The following is a 20,624-nucleotide window of genomic DNA, read 5'->3' on the forward strand; positions in this document are numbered from 1 at the left end:
CTCCGACCTCAAACAAGACGCCTCACAACTCCTCATCCTCGACGCAGCCGGCCTGACCACCCTCGCCACCATCCACCTCCCCCACCGCGTCACCGCCGGCCTCCACGGCTCCTGGATCCCCGACACCCCGACGATCTGACGGTCGCGGGCAGCGCGTCGGCCCCACGGCCCCCCTCCGGGCCGACGCGCTGCCCCTCCCGATCCTGTACACCCATCCGCCCCGCACCCCCCGGAGACCTCCACCGTGACCAGTACCTCCACCCTCCCGCCGGTCGACACCGACACCGACACCGGTGCCCCCGCCGCCCGTCGATCGCGCGAGGTCGACAACCGTGCGGCCTACGCCAGCTTCGGACTCGCCTACCTGCTGGGCCACGGCGCGGCCGCGGCCTCCCACGGCGACACGCCCCTGCTCGGCATGCCCGAGTGGCTCCCCCTGGCGCTCCTGGGGGCGGGGCTCGTGAGCGGCATCGTCCTGGCCACCCTGGCCGCGCTGCGGGCCCAACGCGGCGCCCCCGCGCCGGAAGTCCTCTCCGGCAAGCTGCTCGGTACCGCCTGGATCGCCGCGTTCACCGCCCTGGCCCTCGCCATCACCGGCCTGACCTCCGTCCTCGACGCGCCGGAACTCGAGTCCGTCCTGTGGCCCGCCGGATCCGGCATCATCGTCGGCCTCCTCTACCTCGCCGAAGGAGCCGTACGCCGCAACGTGCTGCACTACGGCCTCGGCATCTGGCTCGCTCTGACCTCCGCCGCCGTGCTCTCCCTCGAGGCCCCCGGCCTCTACTGGTCCCTCGCCGCCGCGGGCGGCGGCGCCTACGCCCTGGCCACGGTCCTCGAAGCCCGCCGCCTGCGCTCCCTCGAAGGCCCCGCGCACATCTGACGTCCCGCAGCACGAGCACCGCCCGCGGCGAGCCGCAGGCGGTGCGTCGGCGTGTCGGGCAGCGTGTGGTGCGGGCCCGCCCGGCCGTCGTCCTGGCAGGATGGCGCCATGGAACGCGTACTCGGAATCGGCGGATACTTCCTGCGTGCTGCCGACCCGGCGGCCCTGACGTCCTGGTACCGCGACTGCCTGGGCCTGGGCGCCGACGAACACGGCCTGTGGCGCCAGGAACCCGGGCCGACGGTGTTCGCCACCTTCGAGTCCGACACCGACTACTTCGGACCCCGTGCTGCGGCCCAGCAGACCATGCTCAACTTCCGCGTGCGCGACCTGGACGCGATGCTCGCCCAACTGCGCGCCAAGGGCGCCGACGTGGCCGAGGAGACGCAGGACATGGCCGGCGTCGGCCGCTTCGGCTGGGTCACCGACCCCGAGGGCAACCGCATCGAACTCTGGCAGCCCGCCTGACCCCGCTGCCCTCAGTCCTGCCAGTAGAACAGCAGTGTGCTGACGTCGAGCGGTTCGCGCGACCCGAAGTAGTAGACGCCGAGGCCGGTGACCCGGACGGCTCCCGTGGGGCCGTCGATCCAGCGGAATCCCGCCGGCTCCAGGGCGGCGCGTGCCGCGGGGTCGTCCTCGTGGTTGCCGGCGAACGGCCCCAGCGTGCTGATGAAGACCTCGCTCCTGCCGTCCTCCCCGTACCTGATCACGTGGTACGTCCCGCCGCCCTGCCGGTGGGCCTCACCGCAGGAGAGCGGCGTACGCGGCGCCAGCCCCGCCGCGGCCAGCGCGGCCGTCGCCCTGGCCAGCTGCCGCTCCTCGTCCGGCGCCCGAGGCGGCTCCGTGCACAGCGCCTCGATCCGCCAGCGCGGGTCGGACTGCTTCTCGCACTCGGGCCCGTACTCGTGGACGATCACCCGGCGCAGCTCCTCGTCCAGGCCCTCGACCTCCACCCGGGGCCTCCCGAGCGCCTCGTACACGGCGCGGACCGGCGCCGCGTCATCGGTCAGCCGGTGCAGAGCGAAGGCGGCCCACAGCGCGGCGTCGGCCGTCGGAGCCCCGTCGAGGTAGGTGCGGATCCGGTCCGGGGAGGTCAGCAGCGACTGCGCGAGGTGGGCCACCCCGGGGTCGGGGTCGGCGAGCGCGTCGGTGACGTCCTCTCCCGCGCGGTCCCGCAGGCGTACGGCCACGGCCCGGTCCTCCGGTCGCCCGCCCGCGAGCTCGGCGAGCACCACCTGCGCCCCGTGCCGGTCGACGAGCGCGTCCAGCCCGGCCTCACCGACCGCCCGCCGGGTCCACCAGGGGCTGAAGGCGAGGGCCGCCAACTCGTCCGCCGCCGAGAGGTCCCCGAGAGCCCCGCGCGCCCGCAGGACGGCCTCCCGCATGCCGTACGCCTCCTCGCCCCGCCGGTCCTCGTGCCGCAGCCAGGGCAGGAGCTCGGCCCGGTCCGACACGAGACCGAGCAGTGCCGTGCGGATCGCCCCGTTGCCCTCCGTGTCGCGGACGCACGCGAGCAGTTCGCCCACCCGCGCCTGCGGAACCCGGCCCGTCAGCGCCTCCACGCACGCCTTCCGGCGCCACCACGGCTGCGCAGGGTCTACGGCGCACCGCGCGAGCCGGTCGGCGTCGTACGTCCGCAGCCTGTCCGCGTCGATCCGGCCGGCCTCGGGCGTCAGGGCCTTGATGTTCGGCATCCGGGGATGCTACTTCGCACGCCGGCGCCCCCAGAAGCGGATTTCGGGGCCGTGCCCCCGCCGGTACCGCCCGGGCACTTCGCGACGACGCACCGCGAACGGAGTAGCGACCGGCCGCCTGCGATCCGCCGCCCCGGGGCCCGGAGCCCGGTCCGGGGGAGCCGGAATCGTACGCGAACGGGCGAGCACCGCACTGCGCCGGCCCCGGCGGCGGGATATCAAGGAGCGTGACGGTGAGCGTGATGCTCCGGCGGTCACCACCCCACGGCTGAGGAGTACGTCTCGTGGAGTTCGAGGTCAATGGCGCCCGGCGAACGGTCGACGTGGACGACGACCCGGCCGCCGTGGAGGTGGTGCGCGACCGGCTGGGACTGACCGGCACCAAGCTGGTCTGCGCCGGCGGTGTGTGCGGGGCGTGCACGATCCAGGTCGACGGCGAGCCCCGGGTGTCGTGCCTGACACCGGCGGCCCGGCTGGCCGGCCGGAGCGTGACGACGGTCGAGGGCCTGTCGGGCCATCCCGTGACCCGCGCCTTCGCCGCCGAGGACGCCCTCCAGTGCGGCTACTGCACCCCGGGCTTCATCGTCGGCGCGGCCGCCTTCTGCGAACGGTGGCGCGCCGAGCACGGCACCACCCCGCCCGGGCGCGCACAGATCGCCGAAGCCCTGGCGGGCCACCTGTGCCGCTGCGGAGCCTACGAGGGCATCTACCGGGCGGTGGCTGCGGCCTGTGCGGGCGAGCACGACGCGGCGCCCACCGGCAGGCAGCCGACCGCGGCCGCCCGCACCGAGGCCCCGGAGAAGACCGACGGATCGGCCCGCTACACCACCGACCTGCACCCCGACGGGCTGCTGGAAGGCGTGATCATTCGCTCGCCGCACGCACACGCGCACGTACGCTCCCTGGAGGCCGGGGACCTGCCGCTGGTGCCTCTCCTGCCACCCGACGGCATCGTGCGGTACGTCGGACAGCCGGTCGCCGCGGTCGCGGCACCGGACCGGGCCGCCGCACGGGCGGCCGCCGCCCGCGTCGTCGTGGACTACGAGGTGCTGCCGGCGGCCCTCGACGCACGCCGGGCCCGCACCGGCGAGGGCCCCCTGGTCCACGCGGACAAGGCGGCACGCAAACGGGCGCCCGGATCCGGCGAGACCCCCCAACTGGTCCCCGCCCGCTGGCGCGGCAACCTGCGCGGCCCCTCCGGCATGAGCAGACGCCCGGCCGCGGCCGTACGCCGCATCCGGGAAGCGCGGACGAACGCCCCCGAAAGGGTCGTGGAGGGCGTGTTCACCACCGCCGCCCAGACCCACACCCCGCTCGAACCGCACGCCTGCCTCGCCCATTGGGCCGAAGGCACCCTCCACATCCAGGTGTCCACGCAGTCGGTGAAACGCGTGGCCGAACTCGCCGCCGAGCGCTTCGACGTCCCCGTGGAACGGGTGGTGGCACGGGCCGTCCACGTCGGCGGCGGCTTCGGCTGCAAGATGGGCCTGACCTCCGACGTCGTCGCCGCGGTCGAGCTCGCCCGGCTGCACGGCGCCCCCGTACGTGTCGTGCTGGACCGGGATGAGGAACTCACCGATGGCGGATACCGGCCCGGCACCCGCATCCGGCTGGCCATGGCAGCGGACGCCTCCGGCGACCTGAGCGCCCTGGCCATGGACGCGGACCACGACGGCGGCGTCTCGGTGGGCGGCTCCGTCGCGGCCCTGGCCCGGTTCATGTACGGCAAGGCCCCCCGCCGGCTCCGCGACTTCGACACGCTCACCCACCAGCCCCCGGGCGCCCCCTTCCGCGGCCCGGGCGGCCCCACCATGTGCTGGGCCCTGGAACAGGCCGTCGACGAGATGGCCCACCGGCTCGGCCAGGACCCGATCGCCCTGCGCCGCCGCTGGGACGGCAACCCCAAACGGCACGCCCTGTACGACTGGGCCGCCGCGCTTCCCGTCTGGACGGGCGGCCGCGGCGGCACCGGGCGGTACCGCCGCGGCGTCGGCGTAGCGGCGGCCAACTGGCTGTACTTCCTCGACCCCGTCACCGAGGTCGAGCTCACCGTCGAGGACGGGGTCGTCGTCGCCCGCTGCGCCGTACAGGACATGGGCACGGGCTCGCGGACCGTGCTGCGCCGGGCCGTCGCCGAGGCGCTCGGCCTGCCGGAGACACGGGTGCGCGCCGAGATCGGCCACAGCGACACCGTCCACGGCCCCACCTCCGGCGGCAGCCGCACCACCCCTTCCCTCGTGCCCGCCGCCGCGGACGCCGCAGCCCGGCTGCGCGACGCGCTCGGCGGATCCGACGTGGCGGCCCGGCTGGACGCGGCGCACGGCGTACGGGTGACCGGCCGGCGTCCCCGGGACCGCCGCGGCTACGTCACCCCCTTCCCCCTGGGCGGTATCGCCGTCGGCCGGGGCTTCACCGGGTCGGTGCAGGTCGCCGAGGTCGAGGTGGACACGCGGCTCGGCCGCATCCGCCCGCTGCGCGTGTGGAGCGGCATCGCGGCCGGCCGCATCCACGAGGACCGGCTGGCCCGGAGCCAGTGCGAGGGGGCCGTCGTCCAGGGCATCGGCTACGCCCTGTACGAGGAACGGCGCGCCGACCCGGTCACCGGCCGGGTGCTGACCGAGAACCTGGAGGACTATCGCATCCCCGGCATCGGCGACACCCCGGAGATCACGGTCCACTTCCACCAGGAGGGCTTCGAGCACGTCCCCGGCGGCGGTGTGGGCCTCGGCGAGATCGCCACCCTGCCCACCGCGGCGTGCCTGGCCAACGCCGTTCACGACGCGACCGGCTGGCGCCCGTACGACATGCCCATCCGCCCCGACCGGCTCCTGGAAGGACTGGGTACGTGAGCAGCGAGCCCGATCCCACTGACCTCACTGACCTCACCGGCCTCTCGGACGCCGTACGGGCCCGCGGCGGGGAACTGCGCGCCGGCGGTACCGACACCGGCGCCCGGCAGCGCAGCGGCGTATCCGCCGGGCCCTTCACCGACCTCGACGGCGCCGTCGGCCTGAGCGGCACCGCGGTGCTGCCCGGCGGCGGGCTGCGGATCGGCGCCCTGACCACCCTCGCCGCGCTGGCCGCCGATCCGCAGGTGCGCGCCGGCTGGCCGGCCCTCGCGGTGTCGGCCGGGACCGCAGCCACCCCGCAGATCCGCGCCGCGGGAACCCTGGGCGGCAACCTGCTGCAGCGCAACCGCTGTTGGTACTTCCGCAACCCGCACGTCAGCTGCCTCCAGAAGGGCGGGTCCGGCTGTCCCGCGCGCGCGGGCGACCACCACTTCGGCGTGGTCAGCGGAGCTGGCCCGTGCATCACCCCGCACCCGTCCACCCTGGCGATGGCCCTGCTCACCTACGACGCCGAGGCCGAGATCCACGACGAACCGCCGCGCAGCGTCGCCGACTTGTACGGCGACGGCGACCGGCTCCACCAGGCCGACCACCTGCTGCCGCCGCACCGCATCCTCACCGCGGTCCGGCTGCCCGCGCCCCTGCCCGGCGAACGCGCCGCCTGCCACCGGGCCACCAGCCGGGCCTACGCCGAGTGGCCCCTGGTCGAGGCCACCGCGCGGCTCGCGTTCGACGGGGCCACCGTCACGCACGTCGCCGTCGCGGCGGGCGGGGTGGCGCGCGTCCCGCTGCGGCTGCCCGAGGTGGAGGCCGCGCTGATCGGCCGAGAGGCCACGCCCGGAACCCTCTCGGCAGCGGCAGAGACCGTACTGAGCCGCTGCCGGCCGCTGCCGCAGACCGGCTACAAGACCACGCTGTTCCGCGACACCGTCCTGGAGGCACTGGAACAGGCGGTCGGCGCCGCGGCCACGACCGGCCGGGACCGCTGACCGGACGGGACCCCCGACCGCATCCCGCACGCAGGGACCACGCGCTGATTTTTTGGCATCAGAGGCCAACTATTCGCCCGGCCGCCGCCAGGACGACTACAAAGGTCGAGACCGAACCGAAACCGAAACCGAATCCGGCGATGGGGACCACGTCACCCGTCGGTGATCGGAATATGTCGAAGGCGGTGGATGCGCGTGCGTGAGTACAGCAAGGTCGAAAAGATTCCGTTCAGATTACTTCGGAGGAGGCCGGGTACCGGATCCTCCACCTGATGCAGGCGGCCATGCTGAAACCCGTGTCGTTTTCCTCGGCGTACGCATCGGTGGACGAGTATCGGCTCCTGACGTCGACCATAAGGTCGAGAGCCGCTGATGCTCACGGTATTTTCAGCATGGCCGGCCCGGGGGGCGAGGGCCATTCCCGGGGCGGAGCCCACCTCCCCCTCCGCATTCAACTTCGAGGCTTGTTCATCGAGCTCTACATCGAGCTCCGCCTGCAGGACGCAGGCCCTCGCATCATCGGATTCCGCAACACCTTCGAGAACGGGCAGGCCCCGCCCGAGGCGTACGTGCGCCACGTGCGGGACGCGGCCGCCCCGCCGGGCATCAGCCGCACGCAGGAACTGCCGTTCGGCGGCCGCCACAGGGACCTGGAGACGGCCGCGGGCGTGCGGCGTTCCGGGATCCTCCTGGGACGCCGCCCCCTGGGCGACGCGGTCATGTGGCTGCACCGGAACCGTGATCCGAAATCCACCGCGCACGGAATGCTCGTGCTTTCGGTGATGCTCTGCGAGGCCGCCCGATTCCCCGCCCTTGCCGATGCGATGTCACGCATCTGGATGACCGGGGGAAGGCTGCCGGACGCAGTGGGCGCCGAAAAATTCTCAAACAGACACCCATCCAAAGGCGTTGGGGCGCCGAAGAAGGAACGAGGCCCTTACCGGGGGCTCGTATCCACCCCGTACGATCTGCGATTCCCGTCCTGGGGATCCACGGAACAGGAGCGAATGTGATAGTCAAGCGCGCCGGTCGCCACGTGGTTCTCACCGCCGTACCCGCAGCCGTGTTCCTGACCCTCGGTCTTTCGGGACCAGCTCTCGCGGAGGGCGGAAAGGCGTACCAGATCGACCTCGCGCAGCTGAACAAGTCCGGTTCCCGCGGCACGGTGCTGCTCAACCTCAAGGGCAACCAGCTGACCGTGCAGATCGAGTCCGAGGGCATGGTGCCCGGACAGCCGTCGGCCCAGCACCTGCACGGTTCGACGAAGGGACACGACTTCAAGTGCCCGGACGCGACCGACGACACCGACCGCGACGGAGTCCTCAGCAACACCGAGGCCACGCACGACTACGGCGACATCAACATCTCGCTCACCACGACGGGGGACACCAACCCCGCCAGTGGTCTGGCCGTGGAGCGCATGCCCAAGGCCGACAAGCAGGGCAAGCTCTCCTACAAGCGGACCCTGACCGTCGGTCAGGACGTGGTCGAGCACATCAAGGACCTGCACGTCGTGCAGCACGGTATCGACCGGAACAAGAACAGCAAGTACGACTTCGAGGGAGCCGGCAAGAGCGAGCTCGACCCGAAGCTGCCCCAGGAGGCCACGGCCCCGACCAACTGCGGAGAGGTCAAGGGCGCGGCCGTCGGGTCCCTCCCGGTCGGAGCCATCGAGACCGGCGGCGGATCCTCGCAGACCGCACAGGAAGCTTCCATGCCGGTGACGGTCCGCGACGGTGTGGCGATCAGCGTGCTCGCGGTGGCGGCCGGTGCGGTGGCCCTCACCCGCAAGCGGGCCTCCGCGGTACCCGTCCCCGTCCGCGCCCGCCGGGAGCGCACCGGGGGCGGCGCGTGAAGCCGACCCCCGACCCCGTCGTGAACACGAGCGGCGTGCGGCCCCGGCTCCGGCCCCGCAGCGTACGTCCCCTCGTGGCCGCGGCCGCGGCCCTCGGCGCCCTCCTCCTCGCGGGATGCGGCGGCCAGAACGCGGTCAAGCCGCCCGCCCCGCAGGGGCAGGCCGGGGTGCCGGGCGCAGCCGCTCCCGGCGCGCCGGCTCCCGCCGGCGATGGCGCCGCGGCACCCGCGGACGCGTCCCAGAACGGTACGGGCGGCGGCGCGGCCAAGGCCGGGCCCGCCCTCGCCCGGTCGGAGCCGCAGAAGATCACGATCCCCTCGCTGGGCCTGACCAGCACCCTGGAGACGCTGCGGCAGAACACCGACGGCACCATGCAGACCCCGAAGGACCCCGCGCTCGCGGGCTGGTACGAGCCGGGGCCGACACCCGGCTCCCAGGGACCGGCCGTGATCGCAGGGCACGTCACGTGGAACGGAGCATCGGCAGTGTTCGAGAAGCTGAAGACGATGAAGGGCGGTGACACCATCAAGGTGACGCGCAAGGACGGCAAGACGGTCACCTTCACGGTTGACCGGGTCGGCGAGTACCCGAAGGCCGAGTTCCCCACGCTGGAGGTCTACAAGAACCTCGACCACGCGGGCCTGCGACTGGTCACCTGCGGCGGGGACTTCGACCCCAAGAAGCACTACTACGACAGCAACGTGGTGGTGTTCGCCCGCATGACGGACGCCGCGTAGCCGGCACGGCAGGGCCCCCGGACGTCCGCCGGCCGCAGACACCCCACTGCGGCCGGCGGGCCCGCGGACGGCCCCGCAGCGGACGTTTCATCCGCCGGATCGTGAGCAGGCGAGCCTTCGTCATCACCATCCCACGGAAGGAGCAAGCAATGTCCGACGTGTCGCGACTCCCGGGCCGGGCCGAGCACCACTGGGCGTGGCAGGCGGAAGCGGCCTGCCGGGGCCTGGGCTCGCGCAGGTTCTTCCACCCGGCGGGAGAACGCGGTGAGGACCGTGCCGCCCGCGACGAGGCGGCCAAGGCGATCTGCGCCGGGTGCCCGGTGCGGGCCGCCTGCCTGCAGCACGCGCTGACCACCGGTGAGGCGTACGGAGTGTGGGGCGGCCTCACCGAGGAGGAACGCCGGGCCCACGCGGCCCGCAGGAGTGTGACCGCGGCGGCCTGACGCCGGGGGCTCAGGGAAGGCCGGTGCTCAGCGGCAGCGTCGCCCCGGCGCGTACGGAATTGATGACCGCCTCGTGCAGGGCGCGGCTCGCCTCCTCACTGGGGCACGGAATGGGGCTTCCGGCAAGGGGAAGCCAGTCGGACGCCCCGCTGTACTGCACCGTGACGTGCGCCAGACCATCGACCTCGGTCCACGTGGTGTGGATGTCGAGCTCACCGGTGAGGACGGGACCCTCCTCGCCGGTCATGACTCCGTCCCGACCGGCGAAGATCCCGCGAGTGGTCCATGATGCCCAGCTCATCCGGCCTCCTTGCCGCGCTGCACGCAGCGCACTGCACTCGTCGTCCTGCCAGTGTGAACGCGTCGGCCCTCCCGCGCCCTGTCGGGCGCGGTGCCGCCGTTCCGCGGTCACGGACCGTGCACGGAATCCGGGGTGCGCCGGACCGTACGGGCCACGTAGGGTCGGCCTGCCTCCCGGTTCGGGGGCGACTGCCAGATCGTGACTCCGGACGGATCGACGGGTATGGATCTTCTTCCTTTTGCCACTGCTCACGCCCCGACGGTGGCCGGCTGGCCGGCCTCGGCCGGTGAGGTCGCCATGTGGTGCGGGCGGCAGGAGTTCCCCGTGCCCGTGCGGACGATCACCGACTGGCAGCTGGACACCGACGTCCGGGCCCACGTCCTCGTCGAGGACGGAAGGGTCGTGGGCTACGGAGAGCTGTGGTTCGACGCCGAGGAGGACGAGGTCGAGCTGGCCCGGATCATCGTCGCACCGGACACCCGGGGCACGGGCCGGGGCCGCGAACTGGTGCGGGGCCTCTTCGCCCGTGCCGTCGGGGCGGGCTACCACGACGTGTTCATGCGCGTGCACCCGGACAACGAAAGGGCCCTGCGGTGCTATCGCGGCGCCGGTTTCGCACCCGTCGACCCCGCCCTCGCCGCCCCCTGGAACGAGGCCCAGCCGGTCGCCTACGTCTGGCTCCGGGGTGCGGGTGACGGCGACGCCGCGCACGGCCCCAAGGTCTCCGGATGATCTCCCAGGACGACGATTTCGATGACCGGCCGCACGTGGCCGTCCGCAGTCAGGACAACGCGTCCGTGCGGGTCGGCCTCCACGACCGGCACACCTCCGACGGCCATTGCGTGCACTACGCGGTCGAGGTGGAGGCGCCGGGGGTGCGCGCACGCCTCGACGACGCCGTGGCATGGATCGGGGACGGCGGCGATCTCGCCCCGTTCCTGGAACGACTTGCCGCGGACTTCACCGGCTGGGACGGCGAGCGGCGCTGGGAGACCAACGACCGCGACCTCACCGTGTCCGCGGTCTTCCGCTCGGGCGGGTACATCGCCCTGACCTGGACCCTGCGCCCCTGGCGGCATGATGCGGGCGGCTGGAGCGCCTCGGTGACCACGCTGCTGGAAGCGGGCGAGCAGATGGCATCCCTCGCCTCCGACATCCGCCACTTCCTCGAAGACGGCGCCGCACACTGACCCCGTCAGGGGAGGGGTCTGCCGGGTCCCTGGGGGTGCGGCCGGACGCCGGTGAGCTTGTCCGGGTTCGTCAGGGCGAAGACGCCGGCGATCCGCTCCCCGTCCGGTGTCAGGTCCACGATCACCACGGCGAGCGGACCGGCACGGACCAGCGCGCACGGATCGCCCGCCACCCACCGGTACCTGACGTCCAGCCCCGCCGCGGGCAGGCCCCGCGCCACCGCGGCGAACACGGCGGCGACCCGGTCGCGGCCGTGCACGGGCCGCAGGCTGACCGCCGGACCCTTGCCGCTCCCGTCGATCCACAGCGTGACGTCCGGCGCCAGGACCTCCATCAGCGCCCGCAGGTCACCGCCCATCGCGGCCTCCGCGAACCGCTCGGTGACCCGGGCGTGCAGATCCGATACGAGCCGGTGGCGGGGGCGGCGCTCCCGTACGTGGCGCCGCGCGCGGGTGGCGAGCTGACGCACCGCCGCCGGCGAGCGGTCCAGGATGCGTCCGATCTCCGTATGCGCCTCGGCACGCTCGGACCGCACCCGGCGGACACCCGCTCCGGCTCCTGGAGGACCTGACGGGAACCCTCCTCGACCCGGCCGACGTACCGGAGTTCGACTTCGTCACCGACCCCTCACAGGCCCCGGCCTTCGTCGAGGCGCGCCGCGCCGAGGGCGCCGACTACCTCAAGCTCGTCATCGACGACGGCGCCACCCACGACGGCGCCACCCACGACGGCGCCACCCACGACACCGACCTGCCGGCCATGACCCAGCCGGTGGCCCAGGCCCTCACCGCCGCGGCGCACGCGGCCGGCCTGCGCGTGGTCGCCCACGCGATCACCGCCGCCCAGGCCCACCGGGCGCTCGACGCCGGCGTGGACGGCCTCGCCCACGTCCGGGCCGACCTCGCGCCCGAGGACCCGCGATCGCGAAGGCTGGCCGAACGCATCCGCGCCCAGGGGGCCTTCGTCGTCTCCACCCTCGTATGGTTCGAGACCCTCACCGCCCAGCGCCCGCCCCGGCCCGGAGGCTGTGCGCACCCCGGCGACCTCGCCCACGCCGTCGGGGCGCTGCGCGCCCTGCACGCGGCGGGCGCCGACATCCTCGCCGGAACGGACGCCAACCCGTTCGCCCCCGCCCACGGCGCCGCCCTGCACCGGGAACTCCGACTGCTCGCCGAAGCCGGTCTCGCCGCGGAAGAGGCCCTCGCGGTGGCCACCGCCGTCCCCGCCCGCCACTTCGGCCTGACCGACCGCGGGCGTATCGCCCCCGGCCTGCGCGCGGACCTCGTGCTGGCCGAGGGCGATCCCACGCGCGACGTCCACGCGCTCGCCCCGCTCACCGCCGTTGGGCGCGGCGGCGTCCGCACCACCCCCCTGACCGACCCGTCCGGCGGTGCCTGCTCCGCCGGACGGCCGTCCGTTCGGCGGACATGCGGGCCGGCACGGGGTCGCCTCGGTTCCGACGGGATACGGATGTCGTCGCCGCACCACGACCCGGCCGCCGCTTCCAGGGAGACTTCGATGAGCTGCATCAACCGACGCGACCTCGCTCTGCTGGCCCTGCGGGCCGGAACCGGAGCGGTGCTCATGGCGCACGGCACGCAGAAGCTGTTCGGGTGGTTCGGCGGTGCCGGCCTCGACGGGACGGCGGCCGCGATGGAGCACATGGGCTTCACCCCCGGCCGGCAGAGTGCCCTGGCCGCGGGGCTCGGGGAGACCGGGGGAGGGGCGCTGCTCGTACTGGGCCTGGCCACGCCGGCGGCCGGCGCCGCAGCCGCCGGTGCCATGGCGGGCGCCGTGTCCGTCCACGCCCCCGCGGGCTTCTTCGCCCAGGGCGGCGGGTTCGAGTACCCGGCCTTCCTCGGATTCACCGCTGCCGCCATCGGCCTCGCCGGGGCGGGTCGCTACTCCCTCGACCATGCCACCGGCCACACCTTCGACCAGCGGTGGATGCTCGGCCTGGCCTTCACCGCGAGTGCCCTCGCGGCGGCGGCCGTGGTCACCAAGCGGGCCCAGGCCCAGTCGGAGGGCGGCGAGGAGGAGTGACGTGCGGGCGGCGGCCGATCAGCGGCCGATCAGCGGCCGGCGGTGATCCATCGCACGAGGGCCGCGTTGACCGTGTCGTCGAGGGCTGACAGGGTGCGGATGGCAGCCATGTCACCGGGAAGCGGTGGGACTCCGACGGCGGTGAGCGCCGCATGGAGCTCCAGGCGCCGCCGGTCCCAGGGCTTCAGGGACGAGGCGGGGCGCGCGTCGGACGGCTGCCGGTCCGCCTGCGGGTCTGGCGTGCCGAGGGGAGACGCAGTGACCCGGTCGAACTGCTCCTGCGGCACCGGGTCGTAGGACATGGCCTCCGCACGATCTGCGCCCGGGAAGCGGTAGGGGTCGAGGGCCAGCTGAGGGACCGTAACGGCTGACGGGGAACACTGCCAGGACTCCACACGAACCTCCCGGATCGGATGAGCTGCTGTCTGCGAAGAGTTCGAGGACGGCCGCCTCTTGAGGGGGCGGCGGCCCGACGGCGTCGGGGGCCGCGTGCCGTCGGTCGGCTGCCGAGGCACGCGGTTTCCGTCAGCCGGCAGCTCACGTTCCCCGACGGAGTGGCTGCCGGCCCGGGTCAGCGGCGGTGGTCGTCGTGGTGTCCGCGGCGTCCCCAGGTCTCGGTGTCGACGATGTTGCCCCGGTCGTCGCGCGGGGTGCCGGCCGCCAGGACCGCGGCGAGAACACGGCGGGTGGAGGGAGAAGCAGACATGCGGAGGGCTCCTTCGACATTCGGCCCGGCCCGGTCCTGTGCGAGCCGGGCGAGCTCCGTGCGGTGCCCGGCGTCCTGCCGGGGAGCCACACTCTGGCCCGTACCACTGCCGACCGCCACAACTTGTGATGTGTGTTTCCCAATGCGGACATGTCCGTGACCCTTGCTTGTAAGAGGCAGATGTCACGGGCAGGTTGACGTCCGTGGGCCCGGGCGAGGACACCGCGTGCAAGACGTCGAAGTGGGAGCGTTTCGGCCGGATAAGCAGCTCATTCGCGCCATGCCCTGCACTGTGCGCCGAACGGGGGCGGGGCTCTGTAACAGGCGCCTCGGCGGCGCGCTCACGCGCGGTGAGACATCCCCGCTCGGCCCCTCCTGGCACCCGCACCCCTGGCCCGGCGCGCTCGCGGCGCCCGGGCCAGGGGTGATGGGGGTCAGTGCCGGTCGTAGACGCCGAAGATGTCGATGACCAGGTCGGTGTTGCTGCCGCTGCGATTGAAGAAGTCGACGATGCCGTTGGCGCCGAGGCTCGCCTGGACCAGGTTCGGCACGGTCTTGCCCGCCGTCCAGTTGAGGGTCGAGGAGTTCGGCGCGACCGGCGGGGTGTGCGTCTTGTTCTCGTACTGCCACAGGGCGTTGGGGTCGGGGGCGACCGTGAGGTGGCCTGCGCCGCCGGTGTTGGTGACCGTGGTGTTCAGCACCATGGCGGTCGCGGTGGAGTTTTCCTCCCCGAACGTCGAGTAGATGTAGCGGTAGGGCTTCAGCGGCCCGGAGGGCCACTGCGAGGGGTTGCGGGTGTCGAGGTCCCGGACGGGGCGGACCGGGATGTAGGCGCTCACACTCTCCGGGCTGTAGTACCCGACGACGTCGACGATGACGTCGGCCGGATCCCAGCCGCCGTTGCGGACGATGATCTTTCCGTCGGCGCCGACCGGCACGATCACCGAGTTGGCGATGGTCTGGCCGCCGGTGAAGTTCACGTTTGACGTGTTGGGCGCGGCCTGGCCGCCGGGGAAGACGGTCAGGTGACCGGCCCCGCGCGGGTTGGTGACGGTCACGTTGAGCGCCACGGCCTTGGCGCCGGCCGGGACGCCGCGGGTACCGGTGATCTGGACGCCGAACTGGCTGCGTCCGGGGACCATGCCCCTGGACGTGCCAAGGCCCTCGCGGGTGTCGACGAAGCGGGTCGGGTCCGTCGGCGTGTAGCCGTTGGCCGAGGTCCGCGTGAAGTAGCCGGTCACGTCGGCGATCAGGTCGACGCCCTGCTCGCCGCTGTTGTACAGGTTCACGTAGCCGTTCTTGCCGACCGGCACGATGACCAGGTTCGGTACCGAGTCGCCGGCCGCGTAGTTCACGTTCGACGTGGTCGGACGCTCGGTCCCGTCGGCGTAGGCGCGGACGTGACCGGCGGTCCTGGTGTTGGTGACCGTGACGTTGAGGACCACGGCGGCGACGTCGGCCGGGATCCCGCTGTTCCCGGCGACCTTCACACGGGCCTCGCCCCACGCCGGTACCTGGCCCGCCTGCGCGGCGCCCGTGCCGTCCCGGCTGTCGAGCAGGCGGGTGGGGCTGTGCGGGGTGAACTCGGAGCCCGGGGTGATGAACGGCATCTCGTTGGTCGCCGAGGGGCCGTTCGCGCCGTCGGGGCCGTACACGGTGACCTTGACCGTGTAGCTGCCCACCTCGGCGTACACGTGGTGGGAGGTCAGGGTCCCGCTGCCGGTGGCGACCTCGCCGCCGGACGTGCCGTCGCCCCAGTCGATCACGACCGAGAGCGGTGTGCCCAGGCTGCTGGTGATCTCGGACTTCAGCTCGATCATCCGGGCACTGGTGCCCGTGCCGGTGAGGCCCACATCGAGGTCCGCGGCAGCCGCGGTGCCCGCGGCCTGCGGGGCGGCCGCGGCCTTGGCCCCGGCGGCCGGCAGGTTCTGCTTCACCGACCGGTCGGCCGGGCTGCTGAAGGTGAACGCGTTCGCGGCGGTCTTGAGCAGGTCCTTGGACGAAGTGACGCCGTGGGCGTCGGCAGCGGCAGCGGCGTCGGCGGACGGCCCCGCGGCCTGGGCCATACCCCCCGGCATGATCCCGACGCCTGCCGCGATGACGGCAGCGGAAAAAACGAGTCGGCGACTGCGCACCGGCCCCCCCATGGTGTGGTCGAACGTTCGAGTTGATCTCGAAGGTGCGATCACATTACAGATCCGCGCCGCCCCGCCATCAGGGGTTTTTGGGGCGGCGCGACCGTGTTGACGCCCGTTTGTGCCACCGCTGCGCCTGCCGTTTGTGTCGTGGTTCACGCGACCACCGCAACGCCCCTCGGCGCGGAGGATGCACCGGCCGTACGGAGGGCCTGGGCCAGGTCCCGGGTCAGCCCTTGCGGGTCAACGGCTGCCCGGCGAAGCGCACCCCCGCCAGGCCGTGGGCCATGAGGTTGCGGATGTTGCCGTGATCAGCGTCGTTCGGCGTTGCCAGCACGCTGCGGTAGTGCTCACCGAATGCCTGCAGGGCCTCCTGGTCGCTCAGCCCTTCCAGCAGGGCCAGACCCAGGGTCTTGCAGGAGCCCGCGTTCTCACCTGCCGCGTTCTCCAGCTCCCCGTTGCGGAACGCCTGCGGCTCGTACGCGTAGTTCTCGGCGACGAAGGCCAGGGTGGCGGCGAACTCGTGCTCACCCGACGCAAGGCTTGCTCGCAGCGAGTTCAGATCAGTCATGTTGCTTCCCCTGGGTTGGACGGACGATCCGATTGCCGTCCGTGACCGGGGGACGATACCCCCTCGGGGCCGGCCGGCAGGAATCGGGCCACATGCCGGAACGAACGGCATCTGCGCAGCTCACGACATGCGTGCACGGTCTGGCGGTGCCGTTGTCAGTGCCGGGCACGATGATGACCTTCATGACCGAAAACAGTGCCCTGCTCTCTCCTGCCGCCTACGTCGAGGCCGTGACCACCGCCGTGGCGGCCTCGGCCGCGTACTACGGCGACGGGACCACCCCGCTCGGCGACGACGAGTACGACGGGCTCCTGCGCGCCATCGCGGCCTACGAGGAAGCCCACCCGGACGAGGCGCTCGCCGAGTCGCCGACCGGGAAGGTGGCGGGCGGGGCCGTGCAGGGGGACGTGCCGCACTCGGTGCCGATGCTCTCCCTCGACAACGTCTTCGACGCCGACGAGCTCGCCGAGTGGGCCGCGGGACTGGAACGGCGTCTCGGACGCCCCGTGGCCGCCTGGTGCGTGGAGCCGAAGCTCGACGGCCTCGCGGTGGCCGCCCGGTACCGGGGCGGGCGGCTCGTTCAGGTCCTCACCCGCGGAGACGGCCTGGCCGGCGAGGACATCACCCACGCCGCCGACGCCGTCCTCGGACTCCCGTCCGTACTCACCGAGCCGATCGACGTCGAGTTGCGCGGCGAGGTGCTGCTGACGACCGCGCAGTTCGAGGAGGCCAACCGGATCCGCCTGGCCCACGAGGCCACGCCCTTCGCGCACCCGCGCAGCGGCGCCGCCGGCACGCTCCGGGCCAAGGACCGTGCCTACCGTCTCGAGTTGACCTTCTTCGCCTACAGCGCGATCGGCCTGGACGACCTCGGCCACGTCGCTCTGCTGGAGAACCTGGCGGCGCTCGGCGCGAACACGGCCGCCAGCACGGCCGCCGCCCCGATGCTATGCGAGACCGTGGAGGAGGTGCAGGAACGCATCGACGTGATCGCCGGCCTGCGCGGAGACCTGCCCTTCGGGATCGACGGCGTCGTCGTCAAGGCCGACACGGCCGAGGACCAGCGGCAGGCCGGCAACGGCTCGCGCGCCCCGAGATGGGCGGTGGCCCGGAAACTGGCGGCCGAACACAAGGTGACGCGCCTCCTGGCGGTGGAGTGGAACGTCGGCCGGACCGGGATCATCGCCCCGCGCGCCGTTCTGGAGCCCGTGGTCATCGACGGGGTGACGGTCACCTACGCCACGCTTCACAACCCGTCCGACATCACCCGTCGCGGGCTCATGATCGGCGACCAGGTGTTCGTCTACCGGGCCGGCGACGTGATCCCCCGGGTCGAGGCACCGCTGGTCGACCAGCGCACCGGCGCCGAGAGCCCGATCGTCTTCCCCGAGGCGTGCCCCCGCTGCGGCGACGCGATCGACGCCTCCGAGCAGCGGTGGCGGTGCGTGCGCGGCCGCAGCTGTCAGGCCGTCGCCTCGGTGATCTACGCCGCCGGCCGGGACCAGCTCGACATCGAAGGTCTCGGCGGCACCCGCGCCATCCAGCTGGTGGAAGCCGGACTGGTCAAGGACATCGCCGACCTGTTCACGCTGACCCGGGATCAGCTCCTGGGTCTGGAGCGGATGGGGGAGACCAGCGCCGCCAACCTCCTGGCCGCGATCGAGACCGCCCGCGGGGCCGCACTGAGCCGCGTGTTCTGCGCGCTCGGTGTCCGCGGCACCGGGCGCACGATGTCCCGCCGGATCGCCGCGCACTTCGGCTCGATGGCCGCGATCCGGGCCGCCGACGCCGACACGCTGGCCGGGGTCGCCGGCATCGGCACCGAGAAGGCCCGCGTCATCGCGGCCGAACTCGTCGAACTCGCACCGCTCCTCGACAAGCTCCAGGCCCAACAGGTCGGCACGCAGGTCACCGAGCCGCAGAAGCCCGCGACGGACGCTACGGACGCGAAGGAAGGCGAAGCCTCGGCGGACGGCCCGCTGGCCGGACAGGCCGTCGTGGTCACCGGTTCCATGACCGGCCCCCTCGCCGTTCTGTCCCGGAACGAGATGAACGAGCTGATCGAGCGGGCCGGCGGCAAGGCATCGTCATCGGTGTCCAAGCGCACCACCCTGCTGGTGGCGGGTGAGAAGGCCGGCTCCAAGCGCACCAAGGCCGAGGAACTGGGCATCCGCATCCTCGACCCGGAGGAGTTCGCCGTCCTCGTCGCCGACCTCCTCCCCACCCTCTAGCCACCGCCGCAGGTCACTCCTCCTGCAGGTTGACGGAGCAGGAAAGGGTGCCCTGGGCATCCGGCTTGTCCTGGCTGTCCCGGAGCTTGCCGTCGACGTAGACGCGGCAGGCGGTGCCGGGCGGAGCGTGGCGCACGGCGACGCCGTTGAAGCCGAAGCCGACGTTCTGGGAGACCGACCACGGCAACGACTCGCTCGTGGACTTCGTCCGGTCGGTCTCCTTCGCCCTGCTGGGCTTCTATCTGCGCACCGAGGACCGGCGCCGACGCTCGACGGCCGAGCAGGTGCGACAGGTCGAACGACTGGAGCTGGCGCGCGACCTGCACGACCACGTCGCCCATCACGTCACGGCCATCATCGTGCAGGCCCAGGCGGGCGAACCCTGGTCGCACGGGGGCGCACCAACAACGAGTTCGCCACCGAGCCGACCCTGGCGGTCAGCACCATCAAGAGCCACCTGAACCGGATCCGGGAAAGGCTGCCGGCCCGCAACCGTGTGGAAATCGCGGCGTGGGCCTGGGACCACGGCCTCGTCTCCTGAAGCCGGGGCTGACCAGGACGGCCTTCGGGCCGGCGGGTGCCCGCTTGCGAGCAGAAACCTGTTGGACGGAGCGGAGGGGCGGTGCCACTGTCTGGCTGTGACCATGATCGAAAACCATTCCACAGCTGTTGTTCCGTTGGCCGACGGCCTCACCCTGCGCCAGGCGGGGCCCGCGGATCTCGACCAGATCGGCACGCTCCTGTCCGAGCGCGGCGAGCCGGACGACGCCATCGACCACCGGCTGGTCGTCACCGATCCCGAGGCGGGCCTTTCCGCCTGCGCCGTGGTCGTCGACGGCGACCGGGTCGTCTCCACGGCGACGCTCCTCGACGAGGAGGTGTGCATCGGCGGGGTCCGTCTGCCCGCCGGCCAGGTGGAACTGGTCGCCACCGACCGCGAATACGAGGGACGCGGACTGGTGAGGGCGCTCATGCACTGGGCTCACGAGCGTTCGGCCGCACGCGGCGACCTCGTCCAGGCGATGATCGGAATCCCCTACTTCTACCGGCTGTTCGGCTACGAGTACGCCATCGACATACCGCAGGCGCTGAACGTGAAGTCCTTGCCGCCCGGCGAGGCAACAGCCGCGCTCCGTGCCGCCCGGGCCTCCGACATCCCCGCTATGGCCGCCCTGCAGGCCTCGGCCCAGAGCGGGTTCGACGTGGCCATGCCGCACTCGGCGGCGTGCTGGCGGTGGCTCCTGGAGCACGAGTCGAGCAACCTCGTCGTACTCGAACAGGCCGACACGGTCATTGCCACCGCACGCACCACACCTCCCGGCGAGGAGATGCTCGTGGCCGAGGCCGCGGCACGCGACGAGGCGGCGGCACGGGACCTCCTGAGGGGCGTTGCCGCCGTGGCGCCCGGCGACCCGATGCAGATCGTCCACCGGGCAGGCACCGTGACGGGCAACGCATGGCAGGAGTTCATCGACCACGAACCGCGCCGGAGCGCGGAGCAGTACTACATCCGCATCCCGGATGCCGCAGCGCTGCTCGACAGGCTGCGTCCACTGTTCTGGCAGCGCCTCACCGCGGCCGGGATCGACCGCACCGGCCGGGACATCGTCATCTCCACCTTCGGCGCCCACCACCGGATTCCGGTGCTCGACGACGGACTCGGCGAGGTCGTCACCGGCGGCGCGATCCAGTCGCCGGGAAGTGTCCGGGGTGCAGGGGTGGCCCCCGACCATCTGGCCGCCCTGCTGTTCGGCCCGCACGGAATGGAGGGGCTGACCCGCTTCCGCCCCGACGTCTACGCCGCGGACGAGGAACTGTTCCAGGTGCTCTTCCCGCCCCTCACCGCCGACGTACTCAGCTACTACCTCCCCTACTAGGAGTTGTCGTCAAAGTGTCACGCCCACATCAGGAGCGACGCGAGGGTGACGGCTGCTTGGTAGGACTGGGCGGTCTTGTCGTACCTGGTCGCGATGCCGCGCCACTGCTTGAGCCGGTTGAA

General features: G+C 72.7%; 24 protein-coding genes and 2 pseudogenes. 17 read left to right on the plus strand and 9 right to left on the minus strand.

Translation table 11 applies throughout. The features are described 5' to 3' along the window. The 3 genes from E6U81_RS38100 to E6U81_RS38110 form a co-directional block, all read left to right on the plus strand. On the plus strand, positions 1-139 hold a 139-nt coding region (locus E6U81_RS38100), incomplete at its 5' end, for a carotenoid oxygenase family protein (protein WP_136234575.1). Between the two features lie 105 nt (positions 140-244). After that, positions 245-880, plus strand: a complete 636-nt coding sequence (locus tag E6U81_RS38105; RefSeq protein ID WP_136234576.1) for an ABC transporter permease — start codon at positions 245-247, stop codon at positions 878-880. A 108-nt stretch (positions 881-988) separates the two neighbouring features. Further along, positions 989-1,348, plus strand: a complete 360-nt coding sequence (locus E6U81_RS38110; RefSeq protein WP_136234577.1) for a VOC family protein — start codon at positions 989-991, stop codon at positions 1,346-1,348. Positions 1,349-1,359: 11 nt separating this feature from the next. On the opposite strand, the gene E6U81_RS38115 is transcribed toward E6U81_RS38110, so the two are convergent. Next, entirely contained in the window at positions 1,360-2,574 is a 1,215-nt protein-coding gene (locus E6U81_RS38115) for a hypothetical protein (RefSeq protein ID WP_136234578.1), read from the minus strand. A 284-nt stretch (positions 2,575-2,858) separates the two neighbouring features. On the opposite strand from E6U81_RS38115, the gene E6U81_RS38120 reads away from it, so the two are divergent. The 6 genes from E6U81_RS38120 (at position 2,859) to E6U81_RS38145 (ending at position 9,447) form a co-directional block, all read left to right on the plus strand. Continuing rightward, complete coding sequence (locus tag E6U81_RS38120) at positions 2,859-5,423, plus strand: molybdopterin cofactor-binding domain-containing protein (protein WP_136234579.1); 2,565 nt, start codon at positions 2,859-2,861, stop codon at positions 5,421-5,423. Continuing rightward, the gene (locus E6U81_RS38125) at positions 5,420-6,412 is read left to right on the plus strand and encodes an FAD binding domain-containing protein (protein WP_136234580.1); all 993 of its coding nucleotides are present in this window, start codon (positions 5,420-5,422) and stop codon (positions 6,410-6,412) included. The genes E6U81_RS38120 and E6U81_RS38125 overlap by 4 nt, the downstream gene beginning before the upstream one ends. 464 nt (positions 6,413-6,876) lie before the next feature. Then, positions 6,877-7,425, plus strand: a complete 549-nt coding sequence (locus tag E6U81_RS38130; protein WP_240804256.1) for a ribosome-inactivating family protein — start codon at positions 6,877-6,879, stop codon at positions 7,423-7,425. After that, the gene (locus tag E6U81_RS38135; protein WP_136234582.1) at positions 7,422-8,267 is read left to right on the plus strand and encodes a hypothetical protein; all 846 of its coding nucleotides are present in this window, start codon (positions 7,422-7,424) and stop codon (positions 8,265-8,267) included. Before E6U81_RS38130 ends, E6U81_RS38135 begins: the two co-directional genes overlap by 4 nt. After that, entirely contained in the window at positions 8,264-9,004 is a 741-nt protein-coding gene (locus E6U81_RS38140) for a class F sortase (RefSeq protein ID WP_240804257.1), read from the plus strand. The genes E6U81_RS38135 and E6U81_RS38140 overlap by 4 nt, the downstream gene beginning before the upstream one ends. Before the next feature lie 149 nt (positions 9,005-9,153). Continuing rightward, positions 9,154-9,447 carry a WhiB family transcriptional regulator gene (locus E6U81_RS38145; RefSeq protein ID WP_136234583.1) on the plus strand — a complete coding sequence of 98 codons (294 nt, stop codon included), beginning with the start codon at positions 9,154-9,156 and terminating at the stop codon, positions 9,445-9,447. Between the two features lie 10 nt (positions 9,448-9,457). Here the strand turns inward: E6U81_RS38145 and E6U81_RS38150 are convergent, their stop codons facing one another. Next, positions 9,458-9,748, minus strand: coding sequence for a hypothetical protein (locus E6U81_RS38150; RefSeq protein ID WP_136234584.1), 291 nt, complete (start codon positions 9,746-9,748; stop codon positions 9,458-9,460). A gap of 222 nt (positions 9,749-9,970) precedes the next feature. On the opposite strand from E6U81_RS38150, the gene E6U81_RS38155 reads away from it, so the two are divergent. Together E6U81_RS38155 and E6U81_RS38160 are read left to right on the plus strand one after the other, a co-directional pair. Then, positions 9,971-10,480: a GNAT family N-acetyltransferase gene (locus E6U81_RS38155; protein ID WP_136234585.1), complete on the plus strand. Its 510-nt coding sequence runs from the start codon at positions 9,971-9,973 to the stop codon at positions 10,478-10,480. Next, positions 10,477-10,938: a DUF6228 family protein gene (locus E6U81_RS38160; RefSeq protein WP_136234586.1), complete on the plus strand. Its 462-nt coding sequence runs from the start codon at positions 10,477-10,479 to the stop codon at positions 10,936-10,938. The genes E6U81_RS38155 and E6U81_RS38160 overlap by 4 nt, the downstream gene beginning before the upstream one ends. Before the next feature lie 5 nt (positions 10,939-10,943). Here the strand turns inward: E6U81_RS38160 and E6U81_RS41555 are convergent, their stop codons facing one another. Further along, the gene (locus E6U81_RS41555; RefSeq protein ID WP_240804258.1) at positions 10,944-11,474 is read right to left on the minus strand and encodes a nuclear transport factor 2 family protein; all 531 of its coding nucleotides are present in this window, start codon (positions 11,472-11,474) and stop codon (positions 10,944-10,946) included. Between the two features lie 155 nt (positions 11,475-11,629). Between E6U81_RS41555 and E6U81_RS41560 the strand changes: the two are divergent. Together E6U81_RS41560 and E6U81_RS38175 are read left to right on the plus strand one after the other, a co-directional pair. Beyond that, positions 11,630-12,277 (plus strand): annotated as a pseudogene (locus E6U81_RS41560) (amidohydrolase family protein); the annotation flags it as partial. 180 nt (positions 12,278-12,457) lie between these two features. After that, on the plus strand, positions 12,458-12,982 hold the full coding sequence (locus tag E6U81_RS38175; protein WP_136234594.1) for a DoxX family protein: 525 nt from the start codon (positions 12,458-12,460) through the stop codon (positions 12,980-12,982). A 29-nt stretch (positions 12,983-13,011) separates the two neighbouring features. On the opposite strand, the gene E6U81_RS38180 is transcribed toward E6U81_RS38175, so the two are convergent. The 4 genes from E6U81_RS38180 to E6U81_RS38195 all read right to left on the minus strand — a co-directional run bounded on the left by E6U81_RS38180 (position 13,012) and on the right by E6U81_RS38195 (position 16,394). Continuing rightward, positions 13,012-13,284, minus strand: coding sequence for a hypothetical protein (locus E6U81_RS38180; protein WP_136234588.1), 273 nt, complete (start codon positions 13,282-13,284; stop codon positions 13,012-13,014). Between the two features lie 269 nt (positions 13,285-13,553). Beyond that, positions 13,554-13,688: a hypothetical protein gene (locus E6U81_RS41870; RefSeq protein WP_276615844.1), complete on the minus strand. Its 135-nt coding sequence runs from the start codon at positions 13,686-13,688 to the stop codon at positions 13,554-13,556. 434 nt (positions 13,689-14,122) lie between these two features. Further along, positions 14,123-15,754: a hypothetical protein gene (locus tag E6U81_RS38190; RefSeq protein ID WP_136234589.1), complete on the minus strand. Its 1,632-nt coding sequence runs from the start codon at positions 15,752-15,754 to the stop codon at positions 14,123-14,125. Positions 15,755-16,052: 298 nt separating this feature from the next. Next, positions 16,053-16,394, minus strand: coding sequence for a HopJ type III effector protein (locus E6U81_RS38195; RefSeq protein WP_136234590.1), 342 nt, complete (start codon positions 16,392-16,394; stop codon positions 16,053-16,055). Between the two features lie 182 nt (positions 16,395-16,576). On the opposite strand from E6U81_RS38195, the gene ligA reads away from it, so the two are divergent. Beyond that, the gene (gene ligA / locus E6U81_RS38200; protein WP_136234591.1) at positions 16,577-18,625 is read left to right on the plus strand and encodes an NAD-dependent DNA ligase LigA; all 2,049 of its coding nucleotides are present in this window, start codon (positions 16,577-16,579) and stop codon (positions 18,623-18,625) included. A gap of 13 nt (positions 18,626-18,638) precedes the next feature. Here the strand turns inward: ligA and E6U81_RS41565 are convergent, their stop codons facing one another. Further along, positions 18,639-18,812 carry an ester cyclase gene (locus tag E6U81_RS41565; RefSeq protein WP_240804259.1) on the minus strand — a complete coding sequence of 58 codons (174 nt, stop codon included), beginning with the start codon at positions 18,810-18,812 and terminating at the stop codon, positions 18,639-18,641. Between the two features lie 10 nt (positions 18,813-18,822). Between E6U81_RS41565 and E6U81_RS41570 the strand changes: the two genes are divergently transcribed. The 3 genes from E6U81_RS41570 (at position 18,823) to E6U81_RS38210 (ending at position 20,502) form a co-directional block, all read left to right on the plus strand. After that, complete coding sequence (locus tag E6U81_RS41570) at positions 18,823-19,086, plus strand: histidine kinase dimerization/phosphoacceptor domain-containing protein (RefSeq protein WP_240804260.1); 264 nt, start codon at positions 18,823-18,825, stop codon at positions 19,084-19,086. Continuing rightward, positions 19,056-19,166 carry a hypothetical protein gene (locus E6U81_RS41575; RefSeq protein ID WP_240804261.1) on the plus strand — a complete coding sequence of 37 codons (111 nt, stop codon included), beginning with the start codon at positions 19,056-19,058 and terminating at the stop codon, positions 19,164-19,166. Before E6U81_RS41570 ends, E6U81_RS41575 begins: the two co-directional genes overlap by 31 nt. 103 nt (positions 19,167-19,269) lie before the next feature. Then, entirely contained in the window at positions 19,270-20,502 is a 1,233-nt protein-coding gene (locus E6U81_RS38210; RefSeq protein WP_136234595.1) for a GNAT family N-acetyltransferase, read from the plus strand. Positions 20,503-20,519: 17 nt separating this feature from the next. Here the strand turns inward: E6U81_RS38210 and E6U81_RS38215 are convergent. After that, positions 20,520-20,624: pseudogene (locus E6U81_RS38215) on the minus strand (IS5/IS1182 family transposase); the annotation flags it as partial.

It is taken from the genome of Streptomyces sp. A0592, from assembly GCF_004795115.1.
Classification (GTDB): Bacteria; Actinomycetota; Actinomycetes; order Streptomycetales; family Streptomycetaceae; genus Streptomyces; species Streptomyces erythrochromogenes.